The sequence below is a fragment of the Dorea amylophila genome (assembly GCF_025567265.1).
GTDB classification, from domain to species: Bacteria; Bacillota; Clostridia; order Lachnospirales; family Lachnospiraceae; genus Dorea_A; species Dorea_A amylophila.
The window spans coordinates 17,859-44,134 of the sequence record NZ_JAOQJW010000013.1 but is presented as its reverse complement, the minus strand read 5'-3'; the positions used below and the strand labels follow the sequence as shown (position 1 = coordinate 44,134).

Here is a 26,276-nt window from a genome sequence, read left to right as displayed (position 1 = left end):
TTACTGCTCCTGTGTCTTTTCCAGTTTTTCCATCTGCACTTCGATCTGTTTTGACAGATTGTTCAGCACATCAAACGGTGTTCCTGTCATTGTAAATCCAGCTGCCTTCTTATGACCACCGCCGCCAAAATACTGTGCAATCCTGCTGACATCGACCTTCTCTTTTGAACGGAGGCTTACTTTGAATTCATTCTGCCTCAGTTCATACATAAACACGGCAACTTCTACCCCTTCCGTTATACGGAGCTGGCTTACAATTCCTTCCAGATCTTTCGGCCCTACCCCGTAAAACTCCATCACATCTTTTCGGATAAAAGATGCAATACCGGTTCCATTCAGAAACAGGATACTTTCCATCAATGCACGCCCCATTACAAGATTCTGTGCGTAGGATTTCGCATAGAATGTCTCTTCTATGATCTTTGGTGCGTCAATTCCTTTTTCCAGAAGTTTCGCAGCCACCCGGAATGTCTCCGGTCCGGCACAGGAATACTGGAATACTCCCGTATCATGCACGATTCCAAGATATAGTGCTTCCGCTACATTTTTAGAAATCTTCTCTTCATCCAGCAGTCCGTATACCAGCTCTGATGTTGAACTTGCTTCCGGAACGATATGATTGACCTCTGCAAAGCCAATGTTGCTGATATGATGATCTACACAGAATGTATGCTTTGCTTTTACAAACAATGGTTTGGAATATTCCAGTCTGTCTGTATCCCCGCAATCCAGGGAAATAAAGAGATCATATATTTTTTCTTCATTATCCACAGACTCCAGAATTGTCTCTGTTCCGTTTAAGAAATGAAAAGATTCCGGGATGTCTTTCAGATAAATGTCTACGGTTTTATCATTGTAATTCTCGCGGATATACTGTCCAAGTCCCACACAGGAACCCACACAGTCTCCGTCCGGGCGTATATGTCCGCCGATCGCGATCGTCGACACATTTTCCAATACTTTATTCAGCATCTTCCTCAACACCTTCCGTTTTCAGGTCTTTGGTTACTTCATCGATCTTCTTTGACATATTGACACCATATTCAATGGACTGATCCAGCACGAACCTGATCTCCGGTGTATTACGGAGATTCAATGTTCTTGCCAGTTCCCGGCGGATATATCCTTCCGCACTCTGCAGACCCTTGATCGTCTGTTCCTGCTCATAAGCATCTCCGAGCACACTGATATATGCCTTACATGTCTTAAGGTCCGGCGCAACTTCTGCGGCTACAACCGAAGTCCACGGTGCAACACGCGGGTCTTTTAAGCCCCCGCGGATGATGTTCGATAACTCGTGCTGCACCTCTGTATTTACTCTTGTATTCTTAATACTTCTTTTTCTCATTTTTATATCAACTCCTAGCGTGGAATCTCTACCATCTCAAATGCCTCTACGAGGTCACCTTCTTTGATGTCATTGAAGTTTGCAAATACGAATCCGCATTCGTAACCTGCTTTTACTTCTTTTACATCGTCTTTGAATCTCTTCAGTGATGCCAGAGGTCCTTCAAATATTACAATACCGTCACGTGTCAGGCGGACAGAACAGTCTCTCTTGAACAGACCATCAAGGACATAAGATCCGGCAATTGTTCCGACTCCCGAAGCCTTGAATGTCTGACGTACTTCTGCGTGTCCGAGTACTTTCTCCTCAAATACAGGATCCAGCATACCTTTCATGGCCGCTTCTACGTCTTCGATCGCATTGTAGATGACACGGTACAGACGAATGTCTACACCTTCACGGTCTGCCGTTTCTTTTGCAGTTGCATCAGGACGTACATTGAATCCGATGATAATAGCATTTGATGCAGAAGCAAGACTTACATCCGATTCATTGATCGCACCAACACCACCGTGGATGATCTTAACGACCACTTCATCGTTCGAGAGTTTCAGCAGGCTCTGTTTGATTGCTTCTACAGATCCCTGTACATCTGCTTTTACGACGATTCCAAGTTCTTTTAAGTTACCCTCCTGGATCTGTGTAAACAGATCATCCAGAGAAAGTTTGGATTTTGTCTCTTCCAGAAGTTTTACTTTGCTCTGTGAGATAAATGTCTCTGCGAAGTTTCTTGCTTCTTTTTCATTTCCGCATCCAACGATAACCTCTCCGGCATTCGGTACATCATTCAGTCCCAGGATCTCTACCGGTGTAGACGGGCCTGCTTCTTTGACTCTTCTTCCCTTATCATCCATCATGGCTCTTACTTTACCAAACGCAGAACCGGCAGCGATTGGATCTCCGACGCGAAGTGTTCCCTTCTGAACCAGGATATTGGCAACAGAACCTCTTCCCTTATCCAGTTTTGCTTCCAGGACAAGACCTCTGGCACGACGGTTTGGATTTGCCTTTAATTCCATTACTTCTGCTGTCAGAGCGATCATTTCCATCAGATCTTCCAGTCCTTCACCTGTCTTGGCAGATACCGGAACAAAGATCGTGCTTCCGCCCCAGTCTTCCGGAATCAGTTCATACTCTGTCAGTTCCTGTTTTACACGGTCGATGTTGGCACTAGGTTTATCCATCTTATTAACAGCAACGATGATCTCTACACCCGCAGCCTTTGCATGGTTGATCGCTTCTACTGTCTGCGGCATAACACCATCATCTGCTGCTACTACAAGAACAGCGATATCTGTAGAACTTGCTCCACGCATACGCATTGCTGTGAACGCCTCATGTCCCGGAGTATCCAGGAATGTGATCTTCTCTCCGTTGATTTCTACAACATACGCACCAATGTGCTGTGTGATACCACCGGCCTCACGGTCAATAACATTGGTATGACGGATCGCATCCAGAAGAGAAGTTTTACCATGGTCAACGTGACCCATAACACAGACTACCGGCGGACGTTTCTTCATTTTCTTTTCGTCCTCTTCGTCTTCCTTCAGAAGTTCTTCGATTACATCTACAACTTCTTCCTTCTCACACAGGACATCGAATTCCAGCGCGATCTCTTCTGCTGTCTCATAATCAATTTCCTGGTTTACAGTAGCAATCTTACCCTGCATAAACAGCTTTTTCACGATCACAGATGGTACGATCTTCATCTTGTCTGCCAGTTCTTTGATTGTCAGAACTTCCGGGATTGTGATCTGTTTGATCTCTTCTTCTACCTTCTGCTCTTTCTGCTGTGGTTTCTGAAGCTGCTGCTTCGGCTCGTTTTTCTTCTTACCCTTTGGCATTCTTTCTTCATCATCACGACGATAATCTTTCTTCTTGTGATCGTCTTTTCCCTTGGCATTCTTTCTCTGTGGTTTCTGTCCTTCGATTGCAGGAGCCGGAATGCTTGTGTTATTTCTTCTGTCATTTCTTCTGTTATCTGATTTTTCTCCGAATTTGCGTCCCTGTCTGTCATCACCACGGTTATTGTCATATCTGTTATCGCGGTCTCCCTGATTTCTGTCGGAACGGCCATTCTGCGGACGGTCGCCTCTCTGGAATCTCTGTCCGCCTCTTCCTTCCTGACGATCACTACGTCCGTCTCTTCCACCGCCACGTCTGTCGTTGCCGCGGTTATTTCTGTTGTCGTCTCTGTTTGATCTTTCTGTTCTTTCTGTTCTTTCATTTCTGTCCGGTCTTTCGTTTCTTTCCGGACGTCTGCCCTGTGCTCTTTCTGCTGCCGGCCTCTCTGTTCTCTTTGGAGCCTGTGCCTCTCCTGTTGCTGTGTTCTGTGCCGCAGGGCGCTTTGCCGGACGGCCGTTATTTGCCTGCATCTGTTTTCCCTGTCCGGAATTCTGACGGTTTCCGCCGGATCTTCTTCCTTTATTACCGCCGTTCTGTGTATTCTGCGGACGGAATACATGCACGATATTCTTTTTCTTTGGTGTTTCTGATTTTTCTGTATTTTCGTTTATATTTGTTTCTATATCTTTATTTGACATATGATCTGCCTCCTCTACGCAATTGTCTGATTCTCTGTGTCTATATGCTTCCGGATACCTTTTGCGAATCCCTCATCAAGGATCACCAAAGATGCGCGGAATTCTTTTCCCATTGCATGCCCCAATGTCTCTTTGTCTTTGTAAAAATAGATCGGAACCTGATAAAAGTCACACATGTTCTGAAATTTCTTCTTGGTATTATCGGATGCATCGTCTGCAACGATCACAAGACATGCTCTTCCGGATTTTACTTCTTTCTCCGTACAGAACTCTCCACTTGCAACCTTGCCGGCTTTTGTAGCCAGACCAATCATAGATAATGCTTTATTCTGACTCAAGTACTTCCATCTCCTTTTCCAGTGCTTCATACACTTCTTTTGGAATAGCCTGCTTAAAGGATCTCTCCAGGCCTTTGTTCTTCACTGCTTTTGCAAGGCAGCCGCCATTCGGACAGAGATAAGCACCGCGTCCGTTCTTTCTTCCTGTCGCATCCAGGAGAAATTCTCCCTCCGATGTGCGGATAACACGAATCATCTCTTTTTTACTCTTCATTTCCTGACATCCTACGCATTTGCGCATAGGAACTTTTTTATTTACTCCCACGAATTATCACCTATTCCTCTGTGTCCTCAACTTCGTCGAATGTGATCTCTGTGTCGTCTTCATCATATTCAGCATCTGCCGTGTTCTCTACATCGAATTCTTCTGCATCGTCATCATACTCTTCTTCGTACACGCCCTCGCTTAATTCCATGTAGTTTTCCGGAAGTTCTCCGGACTCGATTGCCTGCGTTTCATTTTTGATGTCGATCTTATATCCTGTCAGTCTTGCTGCAAGTCTTGCATTCTGTCCTTCTTTACCGATTGCCAGAGATAACTGATAATCCGGAACGATAACGCTGGCTGTCTTTTCATCCGGATCAGCCATTACAGAGATAACCTTTGCCGGGCTTAATGCATTCTCGATCAGAATAGCCGGGTTGTCACTCCAGTTGATGATATCGATCTTCTCCCCACGCAGCTCATTGACGATCGCATTGACTCTGGCTCCATTCATACCGACGCATGCTCCGACCGGATCTACATCAGGATCGTTAGACCATACGGCAATTTTTGTTCTGCTTCCCGCTTCTCTTGCAATGCTCTTGATCTCTACGGTACCATCCTTCACTTCTGTAACTTCTGATTCAAACAGACGTTTTACAAGTTCCGGATGTGTACGGGACACGAGGATCTTTGGTCCCTTTGTCGTATTCTTTACTTCTACCACATATAATTTGATACGTTCTGTCGGTTTGAATACCTCGCCTTTTACCTGTTCGTTCTCTGTCAGCATAGCATCCGCCTTACCAAGGTTGATGCTGACATTCTTTCCGACATAACGCTGCACAATACCTGTTACGATATCTTTTTCTTTTTCAAAATACTGATCGTATACAACCTTACGCTCTTCTTCGCGGATCTTCTGCAAGATCAGGTTCTTGGCATTCTGTGTTGCAATACGTCCGAATGATTTAGACTCGATCGGAATATGCACGATATCACCAAGTTCAAACTTGCTGTCAATCTCTTTTGCATCTTCCAGACTGATCTGTTCCAGTTTGTCTTCTACTTCTTCCACAACTGTTTTCTCAGCATATAACTGATACTCGCATGTTTCTTTGTTCATGATCAGTTTGATATTATCTGTTTTGCCGAAATGGTTTTTACAGGCATTCATCAGTGAATTTTCAATGGCGTCTAACAGTGTTTCTTTGCTGATATCTTTCTCTTTCTCCAGTATATTTAACGCTTCTAATAATTCTGTATTCATGGTCTTTCCTCCTTGCTTATCCATGCCGTTTAAAAATCAAACGCTAATCGGATCAGTGCGATCTCGCTCTTTTCAAATGTTTTCTCGGTCTCATCTTCCATCTCGATCGTAACCGTTGTCTCATCGTAATCTTTTAAGATTCCGGTGAATTCTTTCTGTCTGTCAATCATGCGGTAGGTTCTGATCTCGACTTCTTCTCCAAGGCTTCTCCTGAAGTCCTTTTCCTTCTTCAGCGGTCTGCCAAGTCCGGGTGAACTGACTTCCAGGATATAGGAATCTTCGATATAATCTTTCTCATCCAAAATGTCGGAAAGTCTGCGGCTTACAGCCTCACAGTCATTCACTCCGATTCCGCCCGGTTTATCAATATATGCACGAAGATACCAGTTACTTCCTTCTTTTACATATTCGACATCCACCAGTTCAAATCCATACTCTTCCACGATCGGAAGCAGGATCTCTTCTGTTTTCTGTTCATACATTTCTCTTTTTGACAATCTAAAATCCTCCTTATGCAGACCTTATTTATCTACGTTATACAATCAGCCGATCTTCTTTCATTTATGCTTTTCACCTGCTTATCTGCAGGATCTGCCACTGGCAGATTCTGCTGCATACTTTGATATGCAACAAAGAAGAGTGAACGATATGTCCACTCTTCTGCCGGTTGATTTATGTAACTAAATTAACTATAGCACCGTTTTTCTGCAAAATCAAGGGATTTTGCATATTTTTTACATTTTTCCATGTTTGAATGCCATCATCATCTCATTTGTCAGGCTCAGATCTTCGGCCTCTACCGGCATCTGCTCCCTTTCAAACCACTCTGCCATGGCAAGTTCATCGGTATCGAGCGTGATACCGTCTTCCCCGTCCAGTTCACAGAAGAATCCCATCAGCAGTGTATCGGTAAAGGACCACGGCTGACTCTTATAATACCGCAGATTCTTTACCTTCAGTCCGACTTCTTCCATGACCTCACGCCTTACCGTCTCCTCAATGGATTCACCCGTTTCATTAAAGCCTGCGAGCAGTGCATACTTTTTGTATTCTCTTCCCGCATACTTCGACATCAGGATCTTATTTCCATGTGTGACAGCTATGATCACCGCCGGACATATCTTCGGAAATTCCATCATTCCACAATCCGGACAACGCATCATGCGTTCTTTGTCGTCATGTACCATAGGCTGCCCGCAGTGGCCGCAGAATTTCCGTGACTGATACCAGCGGTAAAGCTGCCATCCTGTCACTGCGGCAAATTGTCTGTACTTTGGTCTGGCCTTGCGGAAATACTGATTATCCTTCAGTTCAAACCCCGGAAAGTCTGCCGGGTCGATTCCATCCGTCAGATAGTATCCCTGTCCGTCAATCGAGAAGAGATACGTATAATCTTCATAGATATCCGGATAACAGACTGCAGCCTCTTTGAATGTCAGGAAAGAAATCTCCTGATCTTCCAGCTTCACCAGAATCTTTCTTCCTTCATAATACAAGATCACGCTATCTTCCTTTGGCGGCTCCGGGACATATTCATTTCTATATACATGTGGTTCAATGTTCTGTATCATATCGTTTACCCTCTGTACTTTGTTCCTGTACCATCTCGTTTTGCAAGCTTCAGACGGTTCAGGGTGACTTCTTTTTCATGGTATGAAATCTTACACTCAGTCCCCTCTTCAAACAGGTATACATTCGTCAATGCATCGTCTTTTTTCAAGCGGATACCCCGCACTCCGATCGCACCTTTCTTCTTCTCCGTAACTTCTGCTGCCGGAAAACGCAGGAAAAATCCATCTGCCGTCTGCAGTACAATATGCTGGTTCTCCGTCACCACCCTGATATTCACGACTTCATCTTCCGGCTGAAGTTTCGTTGCCGCAATGGTGCGTTTTGTTACCTGGAATTCGCTTCCGCCAACCTTCTTGACCATGCCCTGCTTTGTGGCAAACAACAGATTCGCATACCGCATCTGTTCGGAATCACAGATATATACAATTTCTTCCTGTGTACTGTCGTAATTACTGATATTGTCGATCGGCTGTCCTTTATCACGGAATTTTCCATATGGAAGATCCATCACTTTCACCTGATGCATCTTCCCATCCTTTGTAAAAATACAGATCCTGCCGGTATTCATGCAGTGCAGGATGTATTTATTTTCATTATCTGCTGCCTCTTTATTACGCTCATACGTACTGACATCAACCGTCTTTGCATATCCGAAACGATCCATCAGGAATACGATCTCCTGCTCTTCCACTTTCTTCTCTTCAAACACAGCCTCTTCTGCATTCTCTACAACCGTACGTCTCTTTCTTGCGAATTCTTTCTTGATACGGTCCAGATCTTCCATGATGACAGCTGCCATAGAATCATAATTGTTCAGGATATCTTCATATCTTGCGATCTTCGCAAGTGTCTCCTCGTGCTCTTTCTGAAGTGCTTCAATCTCCAGACCGATCAGTTTATAGAGCCTCATTTCCAGGATCGCAGTTGCCTGACGCTCTGTAAACCTTAACATTCCTGCCATTTTTTTTGAAATAGAAGACTTGAATTTGATATTCTCCGTCTCACCGTTCACCAGACATGCCTTTGCATCTTTTATGCTCTGGCTTCCTCTTAAGATCTCAATGATCAGGTCGATTACATCACACGCTTTGATCAGGCCTTCCTGGATTTCTTTTTTATCCTGTTCTTTCTTCAGCAGTGTATTATATTTTCTCGTTGCCATGTCAAACCGGAAGTCTACATGTGCCTCAATAATACGTTTCAGGCCCATAGTCTCCGGTCTTCCGTCTGCAACTGCCAGCATATTTACTCCGAAAGTATCTTCCAGTCTGGTCTTCTTATAAAGCATATTGGTCAGGTTTTCTACATCTGCACCTTTTTTCAGGTCGATGACGATACGGATGCCTTCTTTGGATGACTGGTTGGAAATGTCTACGATATCCGTTGTCTTCTTGGTCTCCACCAGATTGCAGACATCATTTAAGAATTTTCCGATTCCCGCACCGATCATCGTATACGGGATCTCTGTGATAACCAGACGCTTCTTTCCGCCCTTCACATCTTCCACTTCAACTTTTCCGCGGATCTTGATCTTTCCGGTTCCTGTCTCGTATATCTGTGGCAGGTCGTCCTTATTGACCACGATTCCTCCTGTCGGGAAGTCCGGTCCTTTGATATATTTCATTAATTGTCGGGTCGTGATCTCATCATTTTTCATGTAGGCTTTCACTCCGTCCACAACCTCACCTAGATTGTGTGTCGGAATACTAGTTGCCATACCGACCGCAATACCTTCCGCACCGTTGACCAGAAGGTTCGGAATACGTACCGGAAGTACAGCCGGTTCCTTCTCTGTCTCGTCAAAGTTAGGCACAAAGTCTACAATGTCCTTGTCCAGATCGGCCAGATATGCTTCCTGCGTGATCTTCGCAAGCCTCGCTTCGGTATAACGCATTGCCGCTGCACCGTCTCCTTCGATCGAACCAAAGTTACCGTGTCCGTCTACAAGGACCATCCCTTTTTTAAATTCCTGTGCCATGACCACCAGTGCATCATAGATGGAGCTGTCCCCATGCGGGTGATATTTACCCATGGTATCTCCGACGATACGCGCACACTTACGGTACGGTTTATCATACCGTATTCCCAGTTCATGCATGTCATAAAGTGTACGTCTCTGTACCGGTTTTAATCCGTCTCTTACATCCGGCAGGGCTCTGGCAATGATTACACTCATCGCATAATCAATATATGATTTTTTCATCACATCCGAATATTCGGTTCTGACGATCTGTGAATCCTGCATTTTCTCTCTCCTATTCTATATATCAAGTTCCGCTTCCGTCGCATTCTCATAGATAAAGGAACGTCTCGGCGGTACTTCCGATCCCATCAGCATCTCGGTTACACCGGATGCCATTCTTGCATCTTCAATCTCTACCAGTTTCAGGATCCTAGTCTCCGGATTCAGGGTAGTCTCCCACAACTGCTCCGCATCCATCTCTCCAAGACCTTTGTATCTCTGCAAGGTAAATGGACCGTCATGTGTCTTTCTGTATTTTTCCAGTGCCTTGTCATCATACAGATACTCTTCTTCGCCCTTCTTCGGCATCGCCTTGTAAAGAGGCGGCATCGCAATATAGACATGTCCTTCAAAGATCAGTTCCGGCATAAAGCGGTAGAACAACGTCAGGAGCAGTGTCGAGATATGGGCACCATCCACGTCCGCATCAGCCATGATGATGATCTTATCATAACGCAGTTTGCTGATGTCAAAGTCATTTCCGTATCCTTCGGAAAATCCACAGCCAAATGCATTGATCATTGTCTTGATCTCTGCGTTTGCCAGTACTTTATCGATACTTGCTTTTTCCACATTCAGGATCTTACCACGGATTGGCAGGATTGCCTGGAACATACGGTCTCTGGCCGTCTTTGCAGAACCTCCGGCAGAATCACCCTCCACAATGAAGATCTCACATTTTGACGCATCACGGCTCTCACAGTTGGCAAGCTTTCCGTTACTGTCAAATGAGTATTTCTGCTTTGTCAGCAGATTGGTCTTCGCACGTTCTTCCGTCTTACGGATCTTTGCCGCCTTTTCTGCACATCCGATCACCTTCTTAAGGGTCTCAAGATTCCGGTCAAAAAAGCGGATGATCTCATCATTCGTCACCTTACTACAGGCTTTCGCCGCATCCGGGTTATCAAGCTTTGTCTTGGTCTGTCCTTCGAATCTCGGATCCGGATGTTTGATGGATACGATTGCAGTCATACCGTTACGGATATCCGCCCCGGTAAAATTCGCATCCTTTTCTTTCAAAACTCCAAGTTCTCTTGCATACTGGTTGATTGCTGTCGTAAACGTCGTCTTGAATCCGGTCAGATGCGTTCCTCCCTCTGCATTATAGATATTATTGCAGAAACCAAGCACATTTTCATGGAACTCATTGACATACTGGAAAGCCACCTCAACTTCGATGCCTTCTGCTTCCCCTTTGAAATACACCGGATCATGCACGACTTCTTTTTTGTGATTCAGTTCGCGGATGAATCCAAGGATTCCATCCGGCTCATGATAAATGACCTGTTCCGGCTCCGCTCCCCTCTTATCTTCGAACACGATCTTAAGATCCGGGTTCAGATACGCTGTCTCATGAAGCCTGCTTTTTACCTCTTCTGCTTTGAACTTTGTCTTTTCAAATATGGTATCATCCGGAAGGAAATTCACCTTCGTTCCGGTCTTTCTTGTCTTTCCGATCGTCGGCAATAATCCGTCTTCCAGTTCGATCACCGGTTTTCCCTGTTCATACCTGTCATGATGGATATATCCGTCCCTGCTGATCTGTACATCCATATAAGTTGACAATGCATTTACGACAGAGGAACCGACACCATGGAGTCCCCCGCTGGTCTTGTATGCCGAATCGTCGAACTTTCCGCCCGCATGAAGTGTCGTATATACCACACGTGCCGCCGATACGCCGGTCGCATGAAGGTCTACCGGCACACCACGTCCGTTATCTGCGATCGTTGCTGATCCATCTTTTTCCAGTGTCACATGGATCTCGTTGCAGTATCCAGCCAGGTGCTCATCCACCGCATTATCCACGATCTCATAGATCAGATGGTTCAGGCCTTTGGTAGAAACACTTCCTATATACATTCCGGGTCTTTTTCTTACCGCTTCCAGTCCTTCCAGGATCGCGATACTGCCCGCATCATATGTATTCTTTTTCGCCATTCTTTCTATATCCTTTCTCCGTTTCATCCGTATGAAAAATGCCGAAAGCTATTCTGTCATATATTATTCATAAGGATCATACAGATTTTTCCATACTTTGAATATCTTATCATAAAAATATTTTTGAATCAAGACAACACCTGATGCAGAAGTTCTGCAAGAATCTCCATCGCATTGCGCATCTCTTCCACTGTATTGGTCTGCGCTCCGGCTTCGATCAGAAGTGTCTTTGGCTTGAAATGCATATTATAACGGTACGCACGTAGAAAAATGTGTCTGGCAAATCCCGGATAATATGTTGCCGCTGCAATCTCCATCTGCAGGGAAAATGCCAGGTTATCTTCCAGGTATGGGTTGGACAGATAACTGATATTTCCATTTGCCCGCGTCCTGCTGAGCCCGTTGAAGAACATGATCTGCGCCGTCGGCTTACCGTCTATCTCTGTCACCAGGTGCGTCCCTTCCGCCACGCCATCCCGGTGAAGATCGATCACAACTTCGATAGCCGGATTCTCTTTCAGTATTTTCTGCACATCCGGCTCTGCAAGCTGATACGCCTTACTCCGATCCAGTTTTCCATTCACCAGATCATATACCCCTTCGTGATGATATGTGGATATTCCATACTTTTGATTCAAAAGTTCAGACAGATACGTCCCCATTCCCACAATTGATGTACCGGCATCTCCCGGAACAGAATCTGCAAATTGTTCCTGGGAATGCGTGTGGTAGATCAGGACTTTAGCCCCTTTTGTATCCGGATTTAATTTCATATCTTTTCCCATCAGCTTATCTGCATTAATCAGTCCCTCATCTGCCATAGTACTGCTGTCCACGGTATAGAAATGACTCATAAGATATTCATAATCTCTTAGCTTTTCCATGGAAATATCTGCTTTTACCACTGGTGTTTTCCATGTCTCCTTCTCCTCTGTATCCGGATTCTGTGTGATCAGTTTGCCATTTTTATCTACGGCGTTCTCATCATTTTCCTGTTTTTCCAGTATCATGGCATACGTCCTGGAATCTTCGCCGGCCGTCTCTTCCTTCCCTTGTTCTGTCATAAATGCACCGGCAGGCCATAACCACCGCATCACTGCCCATGCCAGATCCTTTGACGGAGTATCCGTCTGATCCTTTTCTGCCGCATAGACAAGTGCCGGCAGCATCATTCTGACAGCACCGTCCGCAATCTCCTGTTTCCCTTTTTCTGCAAAAACCCTTCCATTTATTATTCCGTTTCCGACACCTGTTTCTTTCATGATACAGATCAGAAAACATCCGGCAATGATCCTCACCGCATGCTGTATATATTTTTTGCATCTGCTCTGCATGTCTTGTTCTTTCACACCTGCACACCCCGATATTTTGTTAATCTTACGCTCTACTTTCTAAAGGTAAGGTATGCAGTCATCTCACTTTCTATGCTGTTTCTTCTTTTTTTCTGATTCCCCTGCTTTTCCTGAAAATAACAGATTCAATGCCTCCGAGACGGTATAGCTGATCCTTCTTATCGTCTCATCGATATCTTTCGGTGTTACGAACATTCCGTTCAGATGTGGTGCGATCAGTTCTTTTACCAGTTCGTATTTTTCCGCAGAATTGTATCCTTGCAATACGACACCTACCCCTTTCAAATTCTCCGACGTCTCCAGTGCCGCAATAAAATTCTCCATCGTGTCATTTACAATCGTTGCGGCATCCACTACCGTCGGAACACCGATCGCGATCACCGGGATTCCCATCGTCTCTTTCGTGATCACGCTTCTGTGATTCCCCACACCCGCTCCGGGATGGATCCCGGCATCCGAGATCTGTATGGTCCGGTTCAGTCTTTTACTGCTTCTTGCCGCCAGCGCATCAATCACCAGGATCATATCCGGCTTTGTCTCCTTTACGACTCCCTGCACAATCTCTGCCGTCTCCATCCCTGTCTGCGCCATCACTCCCGGAACGATTGCACTTACGATCCGGCTTTCTTCTTCTACGCCATATCTTCCATATTCCTGTACCATATGCCTGGTGATATTCAACTGATCTACCACATATGGTCCCAACGCATCCGGCGTCACTTCACGGTTACCAAGCCCTACTGTCAATATCGAACATCCCTTTTCTTTCGAATGCTCTTTTTTCGTTTCCTCATTTTCCACATATTTTTCCAAAAATCCTGCCAGAGTTTCTGATATCTCTCTGTGATATCCATCGTCTGCCGATGCCATATCAGGGACTTCCAATGTAAGATATGTTCCCACCGGTTTTCCCATCATCTTCGCCCCGTTCTCCGTTTCAATCCTGACGGTTGTAATCTTAATCTCCCTCTCTTCATCGTATTCTTCTTCCAGTACAACGCCGGACACTTCTACATGATCTGATTCAAACCGTTCTTTTTGCTCCATCGCAAGATCCGTCCGGATCGTATACTTTTCCACCATCGTTTTCTCCATCCTTTCTTAAATTAATACTAGTTTTTCCAATATTTTCAGAAATATGTATTGACAGAATCTAATTCATGTCCTAAAATAAATTCGTATGTTTCGTTAGATCGTCCGTGTCCGGCTCTAACGAACTGGAAATCGAATTATAAAAATCGAAATACATTGATATCGGAGGTGGACAAATTGGCTAATATCAAATCTGCAAAGAAAAGAATTTTAGTAAACGAAACAAAAGCTGCTAGAAACAAAGCAATCAAGTCTAAAGTAAAAACTTGCGTAAAGAAAGTTGAAACAGCTGTAGCTAAGAAAGATGCCGCTGCTGCTGCAGAAGCATTAAAAGTTGCAATCGTTGAAATCAACAAAGCTGGAAGCAAGGGTGTTTACCACAAAAACACATGCTCTAGAAAGATTTCCCGTCTGACAAAAGCTGTTAACGGAATTGCTTAATAATAGAGATTAAACTCGAGTTGCAAATTTCGAGCCCGGATCATCCCGTCAATGATCCGGGCTTTTTGTTATAAATCCAACCGTAAAGTCCATAATAAAAAGGATATGGCTGATGCCATATCCTTTTTGTATGTATCGTATTCTTACAGATCTGATTAGTTGTTGATCAGTTTGTCTTCTCCATTCCAGCTGTAGAGCTTTCTGATCTCTGCTCCGACTTTCTCTGATGGATGTTCTGAAGCAAGTTTTCTCATAGCTTTGAAGTGTACCTGACGTCCTGCTGGAGACATGTCTAATAAGAAGTCTTTTGCAAATGTTCCGTCCTGGATGTCTGTCAGGATCTGTTTCATAGCTTTCTTTGTCTCAGCTGTAACGATCTTAGGTCCTGTTACATAGTCACCATATTCAGCTGTGTTAGAGATAGAGTATCTCATTCCAGCGAATCCTGACTGATAGATCAGGTCTACGATCAGTTTCATCTCATGGATACACTCGAAGTAAGCGTTTCTTGGATCATATCCAGCTTCGCAAAGTGTCTCGAAACCAGCCTGCATAAGTGCACATACACCACCGCAAAGTACTGCCTGCTCACCGAAGAGGTCTGTCTCTGTCTCTGTTCTGAATGTTGTCTCAAGAAGACCAGCTCTTGCTCCACCGATTGCAAGACCATATGCAAGTGCACGATCCCATGCTTTTCCTGTAGCATCCTGCTCTACAGCGATAAGGCAAGGTGTTCCTTTTCCAGCCTGGTACTCACTTCTTACTGTGTGTCCCGGTGCCTTAGGAGCGATCATTGTTACATCTACATTCTTTGGTGGTTTGATACATCCAAAGTGAATGTTGAAACCATGAGCGAACATTAACATATTACCTTCTTCAAGGTTCGGCTCAACGTCTTTCTTGTACATATCAGCCTGTAACTCATCGTTGATCAGGATCATGATAATATCAGCCTGTTTTGCTGCTTCTGCTGCTGTGTATACTTTAAATCCCTGAGCTTCTGCTTTTGCCCATGATTTACTTCCTTCGTAAAGACCGATGATAACATCGCATCCGGACTCTTTTAAGTTCAGAGCATGTGCATGTCCCTGGCTACCATAACCGATGATAGCGATCTTCTGTCCCTCTAATACTGATAAATTACAATCTTCCTGATAAAAAATTCTTGCTGCCATTATAGCATACCTCCTAAAAAATAAATGATTTTTTATTTTCTTAAACAAGGGGTCGCCCTTCCACCGGGCTCGTCTCTGTTTAATGTCTGATTAAAATGTGTTACTGTTTGTCCATTATAATATATCAATTATAATGTGTTGATGTTTCCTTCCTGATCAATGACTGTTACATCCTTGATTCCTCTCTGTAATCCGGTAATACCTGTTCTTGCAAGTTCAAGAATCTCGTAACCTTCCAGAAGTTCCAGAAACGCATCTACTTTTGAACCATTTCCTGTCAGTTCCACCATCAGGGAATCCTTTTCTACATCAACTATCTTCGCACGGAATATATCCGCCACAGATATGATCTCCGTTCTCTCCGTCTTATTCGCCCGAACCTTCACCATGATCAGTTCACGATATACCGAATCTTCCGGCTGAAGTACTTTGATCTCAATGACATCTTCCAGCTTTCTGACCTGCTTTTCGATTTGCGATAAGATCAGCTCATCTCCGCTGGCCACAATGGTAATTCTGGTAAATCTCGGATCTGCCGTAACTCCGGCAGTTATACTGTCGATACTGTATCCTCGTCTGCTGAACAGTCCGGATACACGGCTTAATACACCGGGATTATTGTCTACCAATAATGAAAATACTCTTTGCATATTGCACCTCTTTTCTATCATTTATAAAAAACAGAGTGCGTTCTGTTTTTTTATAATAACAACTACTTCTTCTTTTGTCAAGTATTGGCACCCATATTTTTACATTTTTCACAAAATGCAGGATTACCGCATCATTTCAGGATGATCCCGGCAATGTCTTCCGGCGTCCCGGCAATGTATACTGCGCCTGCTTTTTCCAGTTCTTCACGGTTGCCGAATCCGTATAATACCCCCATACAGTCAAGCCCTTCCTGCTTTGCCCCAAGCACATCATGTTCACGGTCACCGATCATCAGTATCCTCTTCTTATCCTGCATCTGGCAGGTATCGATCAGATATCCGATCACCTCTGCCTTACTGCCTCTGCCTCCGTCCAGTTCCATACCTGCCACATATTCAAAATATTGATCCAGGTCAAAATGTTCAATGATCCTTCTCGCATATACTTCCGGTTTGGACGTCGCAACAAAAAGTCTTTTTCCTGCTGCCTTCAATGCCTTTAATGATTTTTCAAATCCGGGATACACCGAACACTCAAAAATTCCCGTATCCTGATAATATTCCCTGTAATACTCCACCGCCTTCCAGCTTTTCTCATCGTCAAATCCATAGAATCTGGCGAACGAATCAGTAAGCGGCGGACCGATGAATTTATATAATTTTTCCCGTTCGGTCTCTTCAATTCCGAATTTCTCCAGCGCATACATCACCGAATTCGTAATTCCCGGTGAAGAATCGATGATCGTGCCATCTAGATCAAAGAAACAGATATCATACATTTTATCAAGCTTTTCTTTTTCCATATTCTCTACCTGCCTGCTTCAAAAAATACCGGAGCCGTCCTTCTGCGTTTTTTCTGCATCCGTCACACCCCGGTATTATTATAACCGTTCCCTCTATACTTTTGCAAACTGTATCATCCAGAGAAGCAGAAGATGCACCGGATAAAATCCGTAGAAAAACCATTTTTCCCAGCCGTGTGCTGTTTTATCTGCTTTATTATACATACACTGTATAACCACTCCCGATGCTGCCGGCCCGATACAGGCACATGCAGAATGTATGAGCGCACTCTCCAGCCCGTAGTCCGCCCTGTATGACAACACATTCAACAGAAAGAAGAGTCCCACTGCTTTTCCATATGCCAGTGATACTTTTTTCCTGTCCCCATATGCATTTGCAAACAGCATCGTAAATACCGGTGCCAGAAGTGCCCAGTCCGTCCAGAGCGAACAGATTACCAGCACGCACAGCCATAGCATTTTCTCCCCTTTATGTTTTACATGATCTGCAACCCACACCACTCCCAGACATAGAAGAAGGCTGAACATCATGTTCAGGTTCGTCTGTTTCAATGCCAGCATGAAGGGGATCTGTGAAAGGATCCCGAATACAAGCAGCCGCAGTGCATAGTTCTTTACAGATCTTGTGTAATGATATCCTTCCACAAGGAAATAGCACATAGTAATGGCTGTAAAATACCCGATATCAACCATAACTTCCTGCCCTGTACTGCCTTCTTTTAAAAATATATAGGCAAAATGATTACAGAACATAGCTGCCATTGCCAGATATTTTATTGCATTTCTACTCATACTTCCCTCTCCATTTTCATTCTTCGATATTTCTGATAAATCCGACATAGGTCGCTCCAAAATAAACTACATATACGCCAAAGAACAGGACGAATGAAATTGCAAAATACTGTAACACCGGTGTACTGACTCCTGTATAGAAGTTAAATCCGGCACCCATATACACCGCTATGATCCCGCTGATCACTGCCGAAAGGATTGCCGGACACAGATAATACCCGGACAGTTGACGGAATACGGTCTGTTGGATCTCGCGTCTTCCAAGGCCGATTTTCGAAAGCACCTGGTAGCGGAATCTATATTTTGCCGAATCACTCAGCTGCTGTACCGACAACACCGTCAATGCAATACACAAAAATACCAGCCCTATATACATACATGGGAATGTGATACAACTCATCATATATCTGACCTCAGCCGATGCATTTTCCCGCACAAGATTCACCGCAGCATATGTGACAATGGTATCCGTACCATAACATACATTATCATCGTCTTCTTCCATGTATGTATGACCGGCATAATCATGTTTATCTGACAGATCATCCAGCTTATTCTGCAGGTTATCCGGTACTTTTTTCTTCACACTTACCGCAAGTTCCGAATAGTATGGTGTCATCTGCTGTATCCGTTCATCCGGCACAACGATGATATAATCACCGCCGTTATGTCCGTCCTGCGAAAATGATTCGGTGCAGATCTTCCTGCAGGTCAGTGTCTCTCCTCGGTCCTGAAGCTTCACGTCATCCGTAAAATCTCCGGTTTCCTTATACACTCTTTGCTTCATCTGAAGGATATATTCATTTTTTCCAAGCGTTTCCGTGGAATATCCCAGCATTTTTCTCAGATGATTGTAATCACTCAGCCCCATATATGTATCATATCTGCAATATGCATCATCATCGGAACCTTTACGTATCTTTTTCTCATCCGGTGTTCCGTCTTCTCTGCGGTACTCATCTCCAAAATACCGCAGATGTGTATACAGCCATGTATTCATTGTGTTCGTATGATTTTCATAAATACGGTACACGCACGAATCCTTTACACCAGCTTCTTCTCCGACAATATCCAATTCCTTTGCAAAATCATATTCCGGATTCTGACTGTTCACCTGTACATCAAATGGAAATTTCATCTCTAAAACCTGATTCTGCCAGTCCGTAAACATTAATGCAACCGAGCACCCCAGAAATGCGACCATAAAAAGCACCGTAAGTGTTCCCATGGTAAACCGCATCGTTTTCAATTTAGATGCAAACTGACGCAGCAGGAACAGATTCTGCCCCCGGTAGACCGCATTTCCTTTTTTCTTCACATAGCAGATGATCCATGCGGAAAGCCCTGTATAAAACACATACATTGTAATAAACAGACCCGTCAGAAATACTGCTGCCCCTCCCGGCGACTGTATATTTCCGCTCAGTATCCAGACACCGAACGCAAAGATGAACAGAATGGAAAACGGCAGTAATAACCGCTTTATTTTTTCATTCTTTTCTTTTAATTCCTCATTCTTCTGATTTTCTCTCATCAGATCATGAATGTTCATCTTGCGGAATTTCCGGCTGCACCGGAACAGTGCCAGCAGATAACATCCTGCAAAGCAGCACACAGTCATAAGGAAACAATATCCATTGAATTCCAGATGGGGTCTTAGTTCCACCTGTATGACACTATAAAGGACAACGAGCAGCACCTGCTGAAGCAACATTCCAAGGCCCAGTCCTATCACAAAGGAACACACACCGAGCAGCAGATTTTCTTTCATATAAAGCCCGGACACTTCCTTTTTATTCATTCCGATCAACAGATAGATACCGAATTCACGGCTCCTTTTTTCCAGCATGAACCGTACCATATAATTGATCAGCCATGCAACGATCAGTACAATAAAGAATGTGGCAATACCGATCATCGCTGCCATTATCGCTGCCATTTCATACATTTTCTGAAGATCCTTCGAAAAAATGATACTGTTAAATGCAAACATCAATGATACCACAAATGTCATCGTCAGCACATACACCAGATAATCTCTGGCGGAACGCCTGACATTGCGTAGTGCAAGCTTACCGAACATCTGACAGTTCACCTCCTGTCAGAGATAATACATCCAGGATCTTATTCAGAAATTCCCGCCTTTCTTCCACTCCTCTTACCAGTTCATGGAATATCTTTCCATCTTTCAGAAAAAGAATACGGCTGCAGTAGCTGGCTGAAAACGCATCATGTGTAACCATGAGGATCGTAGAGTGCATATCATGATTCATCTTGCGGAATGTTTCGAGCAGCATCTGTGCCGCTCTGGAATCCAGCGCACCGGTCGGCTCATCTGCGAGGATCAGTTTCGGACGATGAATCATCGCTCTGGCACAGGCACAACGCTGCTTCTGGCCCCCGGATACCTGATAGGGGAATTTATCCCGGATTTCTTCGATATCAAGCAGCTTCAATATGTGATCACATTTCTCTTGGATCTCTCTTTTACTCTTGCTGTGCAGCGTCATTGCCAGCACAATATTCTCTTCTATCGTAAGTGTATCTAACAAGTTGTAATCCTGAAATATGAATCCAAGATTGTCTTTCCGAAATTCCGCCAGTGCCTCATCACTCAACTCTGTAATATCCGTTTCTCCGTAGTATATATGCCCTGCAGTCACACGGTCAATCGTAGACAGCATATTCAAAAGTGTTGTCTTTCCGGAACCCGATGCTCCCATGATTCCCACAAATTCTCCTTTTTGGACGCAAAAGCTTACCCTGTCTACCGCTTTGGTGATGTTCGTATCACTTCCGTAATATTTTTCCACATCACATACCCGGATCTCTCCATCCGGGATTCTGCCTCCTGCCAGGATTCTGTCTGTTTTTTTCTCTGTTGTCTTGCCATGCTTTCTTATTCTTCTCATCCATATCATCCTTTCCGGTCTTTTTGTAATACTCTTTTTCATCTCTACTTTACCCGTCCGGACCAGAAAGATGTATCGATGTATCTTTCAGTTATCTTACATTTTTGAAAGATAACTGCTGACCGGAAATGTAAGGATCATCTTCGTGCCTTCACCACGGACAGATTCCGCCTCGATGGCAATTCCAAGCTTTTCACACAGCCGTCTGCACAGATAAAGCCCCATCCCCGTAGATTTCTTACCATTTCTTCCATTGGAACCGGTAAAACCTTTGTCAAAAATTCTGGACATCTCTTCTTCCCGTATTCCGGTTCCGTTATCTTCTACGATCAGCCGGACACCATGACCGTACCTTTCCGTGTAAATATGAATATACGGATGGACCTTTGGATTCTCACTTTTATATTTCACACTGTTCAGCATGAGTTGGTTCAGTATAAAAAGGATCCACTTTTTATCGGTATACGCAAGATCAGGGCACTCCACTTCCCCGCGCACTCCGTTACTAATTAGATAATACTTATTTTTTATCAAAATTTCAGAAGCCGCCTTCCCAAGGTCTGTCTCTTCGATCATATAGTCTTTGTATACCTTTTCCATTCTGGCATAATACAGAACCATATCTACGTCATTTTCAATCCGTTGATTCTCAAGACCGATCTGTCTGGTCACTTCGTCTTTATGATTCTCACACGCAAGCTGGATACTGGTAATCGGTGCTTTGATCTCATGCACCCAGCTTTCGATATAATCCCGATAATCATTCTGTTCATCTTCAAGCATACGGATCCGTTCGATCACAGATTTATTCGATCGTCTGATCAACTCCCGGTAGATCCGATCTTCCAGATATGGTGAAGCTGGCAGCAATTCTCCAAGCAGATATCTCTGATCTACATTTTCCAGAATATGTTCTGCCCTGTCAAAATATTTCTTCCTGCGATAATATCCTGTCACAATCCATATCCCAAGGATGATCCACCAGAAAATGAGAATCAGTGCAGCTGCGTTTCTGTTATACCCTGTAATATAGAAGAACCCCATCAGTAATATCATACACAGGAGGTGCAGCAGACATATCAGAATCTTATCTTTTATATATTCCGAAAATCTCATATGCGGTACCCCATTCCCCGTTTTGTCTCAATGAAATCCGTCACTCCGATGTCAGCCAGTTTTCCTCTGAGTCTTGTAACATTCACACTTAATGTATTGTCATCTATGAAGACTTCATTGTCCCACAGATATTCGATCATATCCAGTCTCGGAACAATCTCACCCTTTTTCTGATATAGAAGGTGCAGGATCTTCAACTCATTTTTCGTAAGATCTGTCTTTTTTCCTTCATGCTCTATGCAGCCTCCCACAACATTTAGGATTACACCTTTATATTCCATGTTCAAGGCATTACCCCTTGATTTCTCTGCATTTTTATCAGTAGTTCTTTTTAGTACTACTCCTATTCTTGCCAGCAGAATCGGTGGATTGAACGGTTTTGTGATATAATCATCTGCCCCTTTCAAGATTCCGGTCAGTTCATCCATGGAATCTGTCCGGCTGGTCAGAAATATGATTGGAATATCTGAATGTTCTTTCAGCTTCGTACAGATGTCAAAGCCGCTTTCCCCCGGAAGATTCCAATCCAGGAGTACCAGATCCGGTGCCGGTATCATGCTGCATATCTGCTCTGCCGTATCTTTAAATTCTTCGATTATCTCTGCTTCATAAAAAGCATTTTCCAGGAGCTGTTTTAATTCCTTTCGGATACCCGGATCATCTTCTACAATAACAATCTTCATGTCGTTCTCCTCATGATGTTCCTTTTATAATTATACTGATAAATACAGAACAGATTGTAGAAAATACGCTTTTGCATTTTCCACAATCTGTTCATTATAGCATATAACATACGTTGAATATGTTTGTATTATTTCACAAGCAGTGATGTTCCAGTCATCTCAGCCGGCTGTTCCATACCCATCAGTTCGATCAGTGTAGGAGCAATATCAGCCAGGCATCCGTCTTCTTTCAACTTGTATGCAGGATCTGCGTTTACAAGGATGAATGGTACAGGATTGGTTGTATGTGCTGTAAATGGCTCTTTTGTCTCTTCATCGATCATGTACTCCGCATTACCGTGATCTGCACAGATGAACATCTGTCCGTCAGCTTCTTTTAATGCTTCGTAAGCCTTTCCTACACACTCGTCAACTGCTTCAATGGCTTTTACAGCAGCTTCGATCACACCAGTATGACCTACCATGTCAGGGTTGGCAAAGTTAATTACGATAACATCATACTTATCAGACTTGATTGCTGCAACGAGCTTATCACATACTTCATATGCACTCATCTCTGGCTTCAAATCATAAGTAGCAACCTTTGGAGATTTTACAAGGATTCTGTCTTCCCCTTCATTCGGTTCCTCTACACCGCCATTGAAGAAGAATGTTACGTGAGCATACTTCTCTGTCTCAGCGATACGTGCCTGTTTCTTGCCGTTCTTTGCAAGGAACTCACCAAATGTATTAGTGATTTCTTCTTTCACAAATGCGACCTGTTTATTTTCGATTGTAGCATCGTATTCTGTAAAGCATACAAATGTTGTCTTGATTCTGTCTCCTCTGTCAAATCCGTCAAAGCTGTCGTCACAGAATGTTCTTGTGAGCTCTCTTGCTCTGTCCGGGCGGAAGTTGAAGAATACTACGGAATCATTTTCTTTGATCGTTGCAACCGGTGCGCCGTCCTTTGTTACTACAAATGGTACTACGAACTCATCCGTTACATCTGCGTCATAAGAAGCCTGGATTCCTTCTGTTGCAGAAGCGGCTGTCTCGCCTTCGCCTGCTGAAAGTGCCTTGTAAGCCTTTTCTACACGATCCCAGCGGTTATCACGATCCATTGCATAATAACGTCCGGAAACGCTCGCAACCTCTCCTACGCCGATTTCTTTCATCTTAGCTTCTAACTGCTCTACATACTCTTTTCCTGAAGCCGGTGGTGTATCACGACCGTCAAGGAAGCAGTGTACGTATACTTTCTCAAGTCCCTGTCTCTTAGCCAGTTCCAGAAGGCCGAAAATATGTCCGATGTGGCTGTGAACACCACCGTCAGATACCAGCCCCATCAGGTGCAGTGCAGAATCATTCTTCTTGGCATTCTCACATGCAGCCAGAAGTGCTTTATTCTCAAAGAATACACCATCTTCAATTGCCTTTGTGATCTTTGTCAGTTCCTGATAAATGATACGTCCGGCACCCATATTCATATGACCAACTTCTGAGTTACCCATCTGTCCGTCCGGAAGTCCTACTGCAAGTCCGCTGGCATTTCCTTTTACACATGGATATTCTGACATCAGTTTATCCATAACAGGTGTTTTTGCCATAGCAATTGCATTACCTTCTGTCTTTTCATTCAGTCCATAACCATCTAAGATCATAAGTACTGTTGGTTTCTTACTCATTTTTAATATCACCTTTCGTCTTAAATATCACTTTTACAGCATAAAACCGCAGGAAGCAGTCAAACGAAAGCCTCCTGCGGCTGATTTTCTAAATCTTATTTGTAGTTTACGATCTTTCCGAAATCAGCTTTCAGAGATGCTCCACCTACAAGTCCGCCGTCGATATCAGCCTGAGCGAATAACTCTGCTGCATTTCCAGCGTTTACAGATCCGCCGTACTGGATACGGATAGCTTCTGCTGTAGCTTCATCATATACTTCAGCGATGCATGCACGAATACCAGCGCAAACTTCTTCAGCCTGCTCTGTAGTAGCTGTCTTACCTGTTCCGATAGCCCAGATTGGCTCGTAAGCGATCACTGCTGTCTTAGCCTGATCAGCTGTTACATTCTGGAATCCAACTTTCACCTGCTGACGGATGAAGTCCATTGTTACACCCTGTTCTCTCTGCTCCAGAGTCTCTCCGCAGCACATGATTGGTGTAATACCATGCTCGAAAGCTTTCAGCATTTTCTTATTTACTGTCTCGTTTGTCTCTGCAAAGTATTCTCTTCTTTCAGAGTGTCCAAGAACAACGTATTTTACTCCTGCATCTGTAAGCATAGCCGGAGAGATTTCTCCTGTATATGCTCCGCTTTCTTCAAAATACATATTCTCAGCACCAACCTGGATATTGGTTCCCTTTACAGCCTCTGCTACAGGGATAATGTCGATTGCAGGTACGCAGAATACTACGTCTACATCTTCATTCGCTACTAATGGTTTTAATTCTTCAACTAAAGCTACTGCTTCACTTGGAGTTTTGTTCATTTTCCAGTTTCCGGCTACGATTTTCTTTCTTGCCATCTTTCCAAATCTCCTTATTCTATTTATCATTAGCTGCTGCTACACCCGGGAGTTCTTTTCCTTCAAGGAATTCAAGAGAAGCTCCACCACCTGTTGAAATGTGTGTCATCTTATCTCCATATCCCAGCTGGTTAACTGCTGCTGCAGAATCTCCTCCGCCGATGATTGTTACAGCGTCTGTGTCTGCAAGTGCTTTTGCAACTGTTTCTGTTCCTTTTGCAAATTTAGGCATCTCGAAACATCCCATTGGTCCGTTCCATACAACTGTCTTAGCATCTTTTACTGCATCGCTGAAGATCTTAGCTGTCTCTGGTCCGATGTCGAGTCCCTCCCATCCTTCCGGGATCTCTCCAGCTTTTACTACCTGAGTATTTGCATCATTAGAGAAATCATCTCCGATAACGTTATCTACAGGAAGAAGAAGTTTTACACCTTTGGCTTTTGCTTTTTCGATCATATCAAGTGCATACTGGCAGTAATCTTCTTCCAGAAGGGATTTTCCGACTGTTCCGCCCTGTGCTTTTGCGAATGTATATGCCATTCCTCCACCGATGATCAGAGTATCTACTTTTTCAAGAAGGTTCTCAATTACAGAAATCTTGCTTGAAACTTTTGCTCCGCCAAGGATTGCTACGAATGGTCTTTCCGGATTGTTGACTGCATTTCCAAGGAAATCAATTTCTTTCTGCATAAGGTATCCAACAACTGCTGTATCTACGTATTTTGTAACTCCTACGTTAGAGCAGTGTGCACGGTGTGCTGTTCCGAATGCATCGTTAACAAATACGTCGCAAAGAGAAGCGAGATCTTTACTGAATGCATCTTCATTCTTTGTCTCTTCTGCTCTGTAACGTGTGTTTTCAAGGAGGATAACATCTCCATCTTTCATCTCAGCTACTGCTGCTTTCGCATTTGGTCCAACAACTTCCGGATCAGCTGCAAATTTTACTTCCTGTCCAAGGAGTTCTGAAAGGCGAACTGCTACAGGAGCAAGAGATAATTCTGGAACCGGCTGTCCCTTTGGCTTTCCAAGATGAGAGCAAAGGATAACCTTTCCGCCATCAGCGATTAATTTTTTGATTGTAGGAAGTGCTGCAACAAGACGATTCTCGTCTGTAATCTTTCCATCGATAAGTGGAACGTTGAAGTCACATCTTACAAGTACTTTTTTCCCTTTTACGTTAATGTCATCTACAGATTTTTTATTAAGCATAGTACTGCCTCCTGGTTATATATTTTATAACTGCAAAAAGGGTCCGGCCCAATAAGACCGGACCCTTTGTGAG

The 26,276-nt window shown here is 43.9% G+C and carries 24 protein-coding genes; 1 reads left to right on the top strand and 23 read right to left on the bottom strand.

The features are described 5' to 3' along the window. The 12 genes from OCV72_RS09435 to gpr all read right to left on the bottom strand — a co-directional run bounded on the left by OCV72_RS09435 (position 1) and on the right by gpr (position 13,897). Positions 1-972: a DHH family phosphoesterase gene (locus OCV72_RS09435; RefSeq protein ID WP_055283424.1), complete on the bottom strand. Its 972-nt coding sequence runs from the start codon at positions 970-972 to the stop codon at positions 1-3. Beyond that, a complete protein-coding gene (rbfA, locus tag OCV72_RS09430; protein ID WP_028085786.1) occupies positions 962-1,348 on the bottom strand; it encodes a 30S ribosome-binding factor RbfA in 387 nt (128 codons plus the stop codon). Before rbfA ends, OCV72_RS09435 begins: the two co-directional genes overlap by 11 nt. Positions 1,349-1,362: 14 nt before the next feature. Continuing rightward, entirely contained in the window at positions 1,363-3,894 is a 2,532-nt protein-coding gene (infB, locus tag OCV72_RS09425) for a translation initiation factor IF-2 (RefSeq protein ID WP_155515224.1), read from the bottom strand. 14 nt (positions 3,895-3,908) lie between these two features. Then, positions 3,909-4,232: a L7Ae/L30e/S12e/Gadd45 family ribosomal protein gene (locus OCV72_RS09420; protein WP_055283422.1), complete on the bottom strand. Its 324-nt coding sequence runs from the start codon at positions 4,230-4,232 to the stop codon at positions 3,909-3,911. Continuing rightward, entirely contained in the window at positions 4,219-4,473 is a 255-nt protein-coding gene (rnpM, locus tag OCV72_RS09415) for an RNase P modulator RnpM (protein WP_055283529.1), read from the bottom strand. Before rnpM ends, OCV72_RS09420 begins: the two co-directional genes overlap by 14 nt. A gap of 34 nt (positions 4,474-4,507) precedes the next feature. Continuing rightward, on the bottom strand, positions 4,508-5,707 hold the full coding sequence (gene nusA / locus OCV72_RS09410) for a transcription termination factor NusA (RefSeq protein WP_055283420.1): 1,200 nt from the start codon (positions 5,705-5,707) through the stop codon (positions 4,508-4,510). A 29-nt stretch (positions 5,708-5,736) separates the two neighbouring features. After that, a complete protein-coding gene (gene rimP / locus OCV72_RS09405; protein ID WP_028085790.1) occupies positions 5,737-6,204 on the bottom strand; it encodes a ribosome maturation factor RimP in 468 nt (155 codons plus the stop codon). 237 nt (positions 6,205-6,441) lie between these two features. Further along, positions 6,442-7,278, bottom strand: coding sequence for an NAD(+) diphosphatase (gene nudC, locus OCV72_RS09400; protein ID WP_055283417.1), 837 nt, complete (start codon positions 7,276-7,278; stop codon positions 6,442-6,444). Positions 7,279-7,283: 5 nt separating this feature from the next. Continuing rightward, the gene (locus OCV72_RS09395) at positions 7,284-9,524 is read right to left on the bottom strand and encodes a DNA gyrase/topoisomerase IV subunit A (protein ID WP_028085792.1); all 2,241 of its coding nucleotides are present in this window, start codon (positions 9,522-9,524) and stop codon (positions 7,284-7,286) included. A gap of 15 nt (positions 9,525-9,539) precedes the next feature. Then, positions 9,540-11,462 (bottom strand): DNA gyrase/topoisomerase IV subunit B, encoded by a 1,923-nt coding sequence (locus OCV72_RS09390; RefSeq protein WP_028085793.1) that lies wholly within the window; start codon positions 11,460-11,462, stop codon positions 9,540-9,542. 128 nt (positions 11,463-11,590) lie between these two features. After that, on the bottom strand, positions 11,591-12,811 hold the full coding sequence (locus OCV72_RS09385) for a stage II sporulation protein P (protein WP_242859247.1): 1,221 nt from the start codon (positions 12,809-12,811) through the stop codon (positions 11,591-11,593). Positions 12,812-12,877: 66 nt separating this feature from the next. Then, positions 12,878-13,897: a GPR endopeptidase gene (gene gpr / locus OCV72_RS09380; RefSeq protein ID WP_028085795.1), complete on the bottom strand. Its 1,020-nt coding sequence runs from the start codon at positions 13,895-13,897 to the stop codon at positions 12,878-12,880. 186 nt (positions 13,898-14,083) lie between these two features. Here gpr and rpsT point away from each other — a divergent pair, with 186 nt between their 5' ends. Then, positions 14,084-14,347: a 30S ribosomal protein S20 gene (gene rpsT / locus OCV72_RS09375; protein ID WP_028085796.1), complete on the top strand. Its 264-nt coding sequence runs from the start codon at positions 14,084-14,086 to the stop codon at positions 14,345-14,347. A 155-nt stretch (positions 14,348-14,502) separates the two neighbouring features. Here the strand turns inward: rpsT and ilvC are convergent, their stop codons facing one another. The 11 genes from ilvC to OCV72_RS09320 all read right to left on the bottom strand — a co-directional run bounded on the left by ilvC (position 14,503) and on the right by OCV72_RS09320 (position 26,203). Beyond that, positions 14,503-15,522 carry a ketol-acid reductoisomerase gene (ilvC, locus tag OCV72_RS09370; protein WP_006427586.1) on the bottom strand — a complete coding sequence of 340 codons (1,020 nt, stop codon included), beginning with the start codon at positions 15,520-15,522 and terminating at the stop codon, positions 14,503-14,505. A gap of 128 nt (positions 15,523-15,650) precedes the next feature. Then, complete coding sequence (gene ilvN / locus OCV72_RS09365; protein ID WP_022415542.1) at positions 15,651-16,172, bottom strand: acetolactate synthase small subunit; 522 nt, start codon at positions 16,170-16,172, stop codon at positions 15,651-15,653. A gap of 131 nt (positions 16,173-16,303) precedes the next feature. After that, a complete protein-coding gene (locus tag OCV72_RS09360) occupies positions 16,304-16,975 on the bottom strand; it encodes an HAD family hydrolase (protein ID WP_081021045.1) in 672 nt (223 codons plus the stop codon). Positions 16,976-17,068: 93 nt separating this feature from the next. After that, on the bottom strand, positions 17,069-17,767 hold the full coding sequence (locus tag OCV72_RS09355; RefSeq protein WP_070099632.1) for a TraX family protein: 699 nt from the start codon (positions 17,765-17,767) through the stop codon (positions 17,069-17,071). A 16-nt stretch (positions 17,768-17,783) separates the two neighbouring features. Next, positions 17,784-19,850 (bottom strand): ABC transporter permease, encoded by a 2,067-nt coding sequence (locus OCV72_RS09350; protein ID WP_055283412.1) that lies wholly within the window; start codon positions 19,848-19,850, stop codon positions 17,784-17,786. Beyond that, the gene (locus OCV72_RS09345) at positions 19,840-20,679 is read right to left on the bottom strand and encodes an ABC transporter ATP-binding protein (protein WP_022415546.1); all 840 of its coding nucleotides are present in this window, start codon (positions 20,677-20,679) and stop codon (positions 19,840-19,842) included. Before OCV72_RS09345 ends, OCV72_RS09350 begins: the two co-directional genes overlap by 11 nt. A 96-nt stretch (positions 20,680-20,775) precedes the next feature. Then, positions 20,776-21,795, bottom strand: a complete 1,020-nt coding sequence (locus tag OCV72_RS09340) for a sensor histidine kinase (protein ID WP_055283410.1) — start codon at positions 21,793-21,795, stop codon at positions 20,776-20,778. Beyond that, positions 21,792-22,478: a response regulator transcription factor gene (locus OCV72_RS09335; RefSeq protein ID WP_055193756.1), complete on the bottom strand. Its 687-nt coding sequence runs from the start codon at positions 22,476-22,478 to the stop codon at positions 21,792-21,794. Before OCV72_RS09335 ends, OCV72_RS09340 begins: the two co-directional genes overlap by 4 nt. Positions 22,479-22,606: 128 nt before the next feature. Next, complete coding sequence (gpmI, locus tag OCV72_RS09330; RefSeq protein WP_006427594.1) at positions 22,607-24,145, bottom strand: 2,3-bisphosphoglycerate-independent phosphoglycerate mutase; 1,539 nt, start codon at positions 24,143-24,145, stop codon at positions 22,607-22,609. A 95-nt stretch (positions 24,146-24,240) separates the two neighbouring features. Continuing rightward, complete coding sequence (gene tpiA / locus OCV72_RS09325; protein WP_006427595.1) at positions 24,241-24,990, bottom strand: triose-phosphate isomerase; 750 nt, start codon at positions 24,988-24,990, stop codon at positions 24,241-24,243. A 19-nt stretch (positions 24,991-25,009) separates the two neighbouring features. Next, a complete protein-coding gene (locus OCV72_RS09320) occupies positions 25,010-26,203 on the bottom strand; it encodes a phosphoglycerate kinase (RefSeq protein ID WP_055283408.1) in 1,194 nt (397 codons plus the stop codon). Between the last annotated feature and the right edge of the window lie 73 nt (positions 26,204-26,276).

What these genes read in the sequence shown, in the direction of transcription:
- OCV72_RS09435 (WP_055283424.1), bottom strand. Translation starts at nt 972, where the DNA reads ATGCTGAATAAAGTATTGGAAAATGTGTCGACGATCGCGATCGGCGGA.
- rbfA (WP_028085786.1), bottom strand. Translation starts at nt 1,348, where the DNA reads ATGAGAAAAAGAAGTATTAAGAATACAAGAGTAAATACAGAGGTGCAG.
- infB (WP_155515224.1), bottom strand. Translation starts at nt 3,894, where the DNA reads ATGTCAAATAAAGATATAGAAACAAATATAAACGAAAATACAGAAAAA.
- rnpM (WP_055283529.1), bottom strand. Translation starts at nt 4,473, where the DNA reads ATGCGCAAATGCGTAGGATGTCAGGAAATGAAGAGTAAAAAAGAGATG.
- nusA (WP_055283420.1), bottom strand. Translation starts at nt 5,707, where the DNA reads ATGAATACAGAATTATTAGAAGCGTTAAATATACTGGAGAAAGAGAAA.
- nudC (WP_055283417.1), bottom strand. Translation starts at nt 7,278, where the DNA reads ATGATACAGAACATTGAACCACATGTATATAGAAATGAATATGTCCCG.
- OCV72_RS09395 (WP_028085792.1), bottom strand. Translation starts at nt 9,524, where the DNA reads ATGCAGGATTCACAGATCGTCAGAACCGAATATTCGGATGTGATGAAA.
- OCV72_RS09390 (WP_028085793.1), bottom strand. Translation starts at nt 11,462, where the DNA reads ATGGCGAAAAAGAATACATATGATGCGGGCAGTATCGCGATCCTGGAA.
- gpr (WP_028085795.1), bottom strand. Translation starts at nt 13,897, where the DNA reads ATGGTGGAAAAGTATACGATCCGGACGGATCTTGCGATGGAGCAAAAA.
- ilvC (WP_006427586.1), bottom strand. Translation starts at nt 15,522, where the DNA reads ATGGCAGCAAGAATTTTTTATCAGGAAGATTGTAATTTATCAGTATTA.
- ilvN (WP_022415542.1), bottom strand. Translation starts at nt 16,172, where the DNA reads ATGCAAAGAGTATTTTCATTATTGGTAGACAATAATCCCGGTGTATTA.
- OCV72_RS09360 (WP_081021045.1), bottom strand. Translation starts at nt 16,975, where the DNA reads ATGGAAAAAGAAAAGCTTGATAAAATGTATGATATCTGTTTCTTTGAT.
- OCV72_RS09355 (WP_070099632.1), bottom strand. Translation starts at nt 17,767, where the DNA reads ATGAGTAGAAATGCAATAAAATATCTGGCAATGGCAGCTATGTTCTGT.
- OCV72_RS09350 (WP_055283412.1), bottom strand. Translation starts at nt 19,850, where the DNA reads ATGTTCGGTAAGCTTGCACTACGCAATGTCAGGCGTTCCGCCAGAGAT.
- OCV72_RS09345 (WP_022415546.1), bottom strand. Translation starts at nt 20,679, where the DNA reads ATGAGAAGAATAAGAAAGCATGGCAAGACAACAGAGAAAAAAACAGAC.
- OCV72_RS09340 (WP_055283410.1), bottom strand. Translation starts at nt 21,795, where the DNA reads ATGAGATTTTCGGAATATATAAAAGATAAGATTCTGATATGTCTGCTG.
- OCV72_RS09335 (WP_055193756.1), bottom strand. Translation starts at nt 22,478, where the DNA reads ATGAAGATTGTTATTGTAGAAGATGATCCGGGTATCCGAAAGGAATTA.
- gpmI (WP_006427594.1), bottom strand. Translation starts at nt 24,145, where the DNA reads ATGAGTAAGAAACCAACAGTACTTATGATCTTAGATGGTTATGGACTG.
- tpiA (WP_006427595.1), bottom strand. Translation starts at nt 24,990, where the DNA reads ATGGCAAGAAAGAAAATCGTAGCCGGAAACTGGAAAATGAACAAAACT.
- OCV72_RS09320 (WP_055283408.1), bottom strand. Translation starts at nt 26,203, where the DNA reads ATGCTTAATAAAAAATCTGTAGATGACATTAACGTAAAAGGGAAAAAA.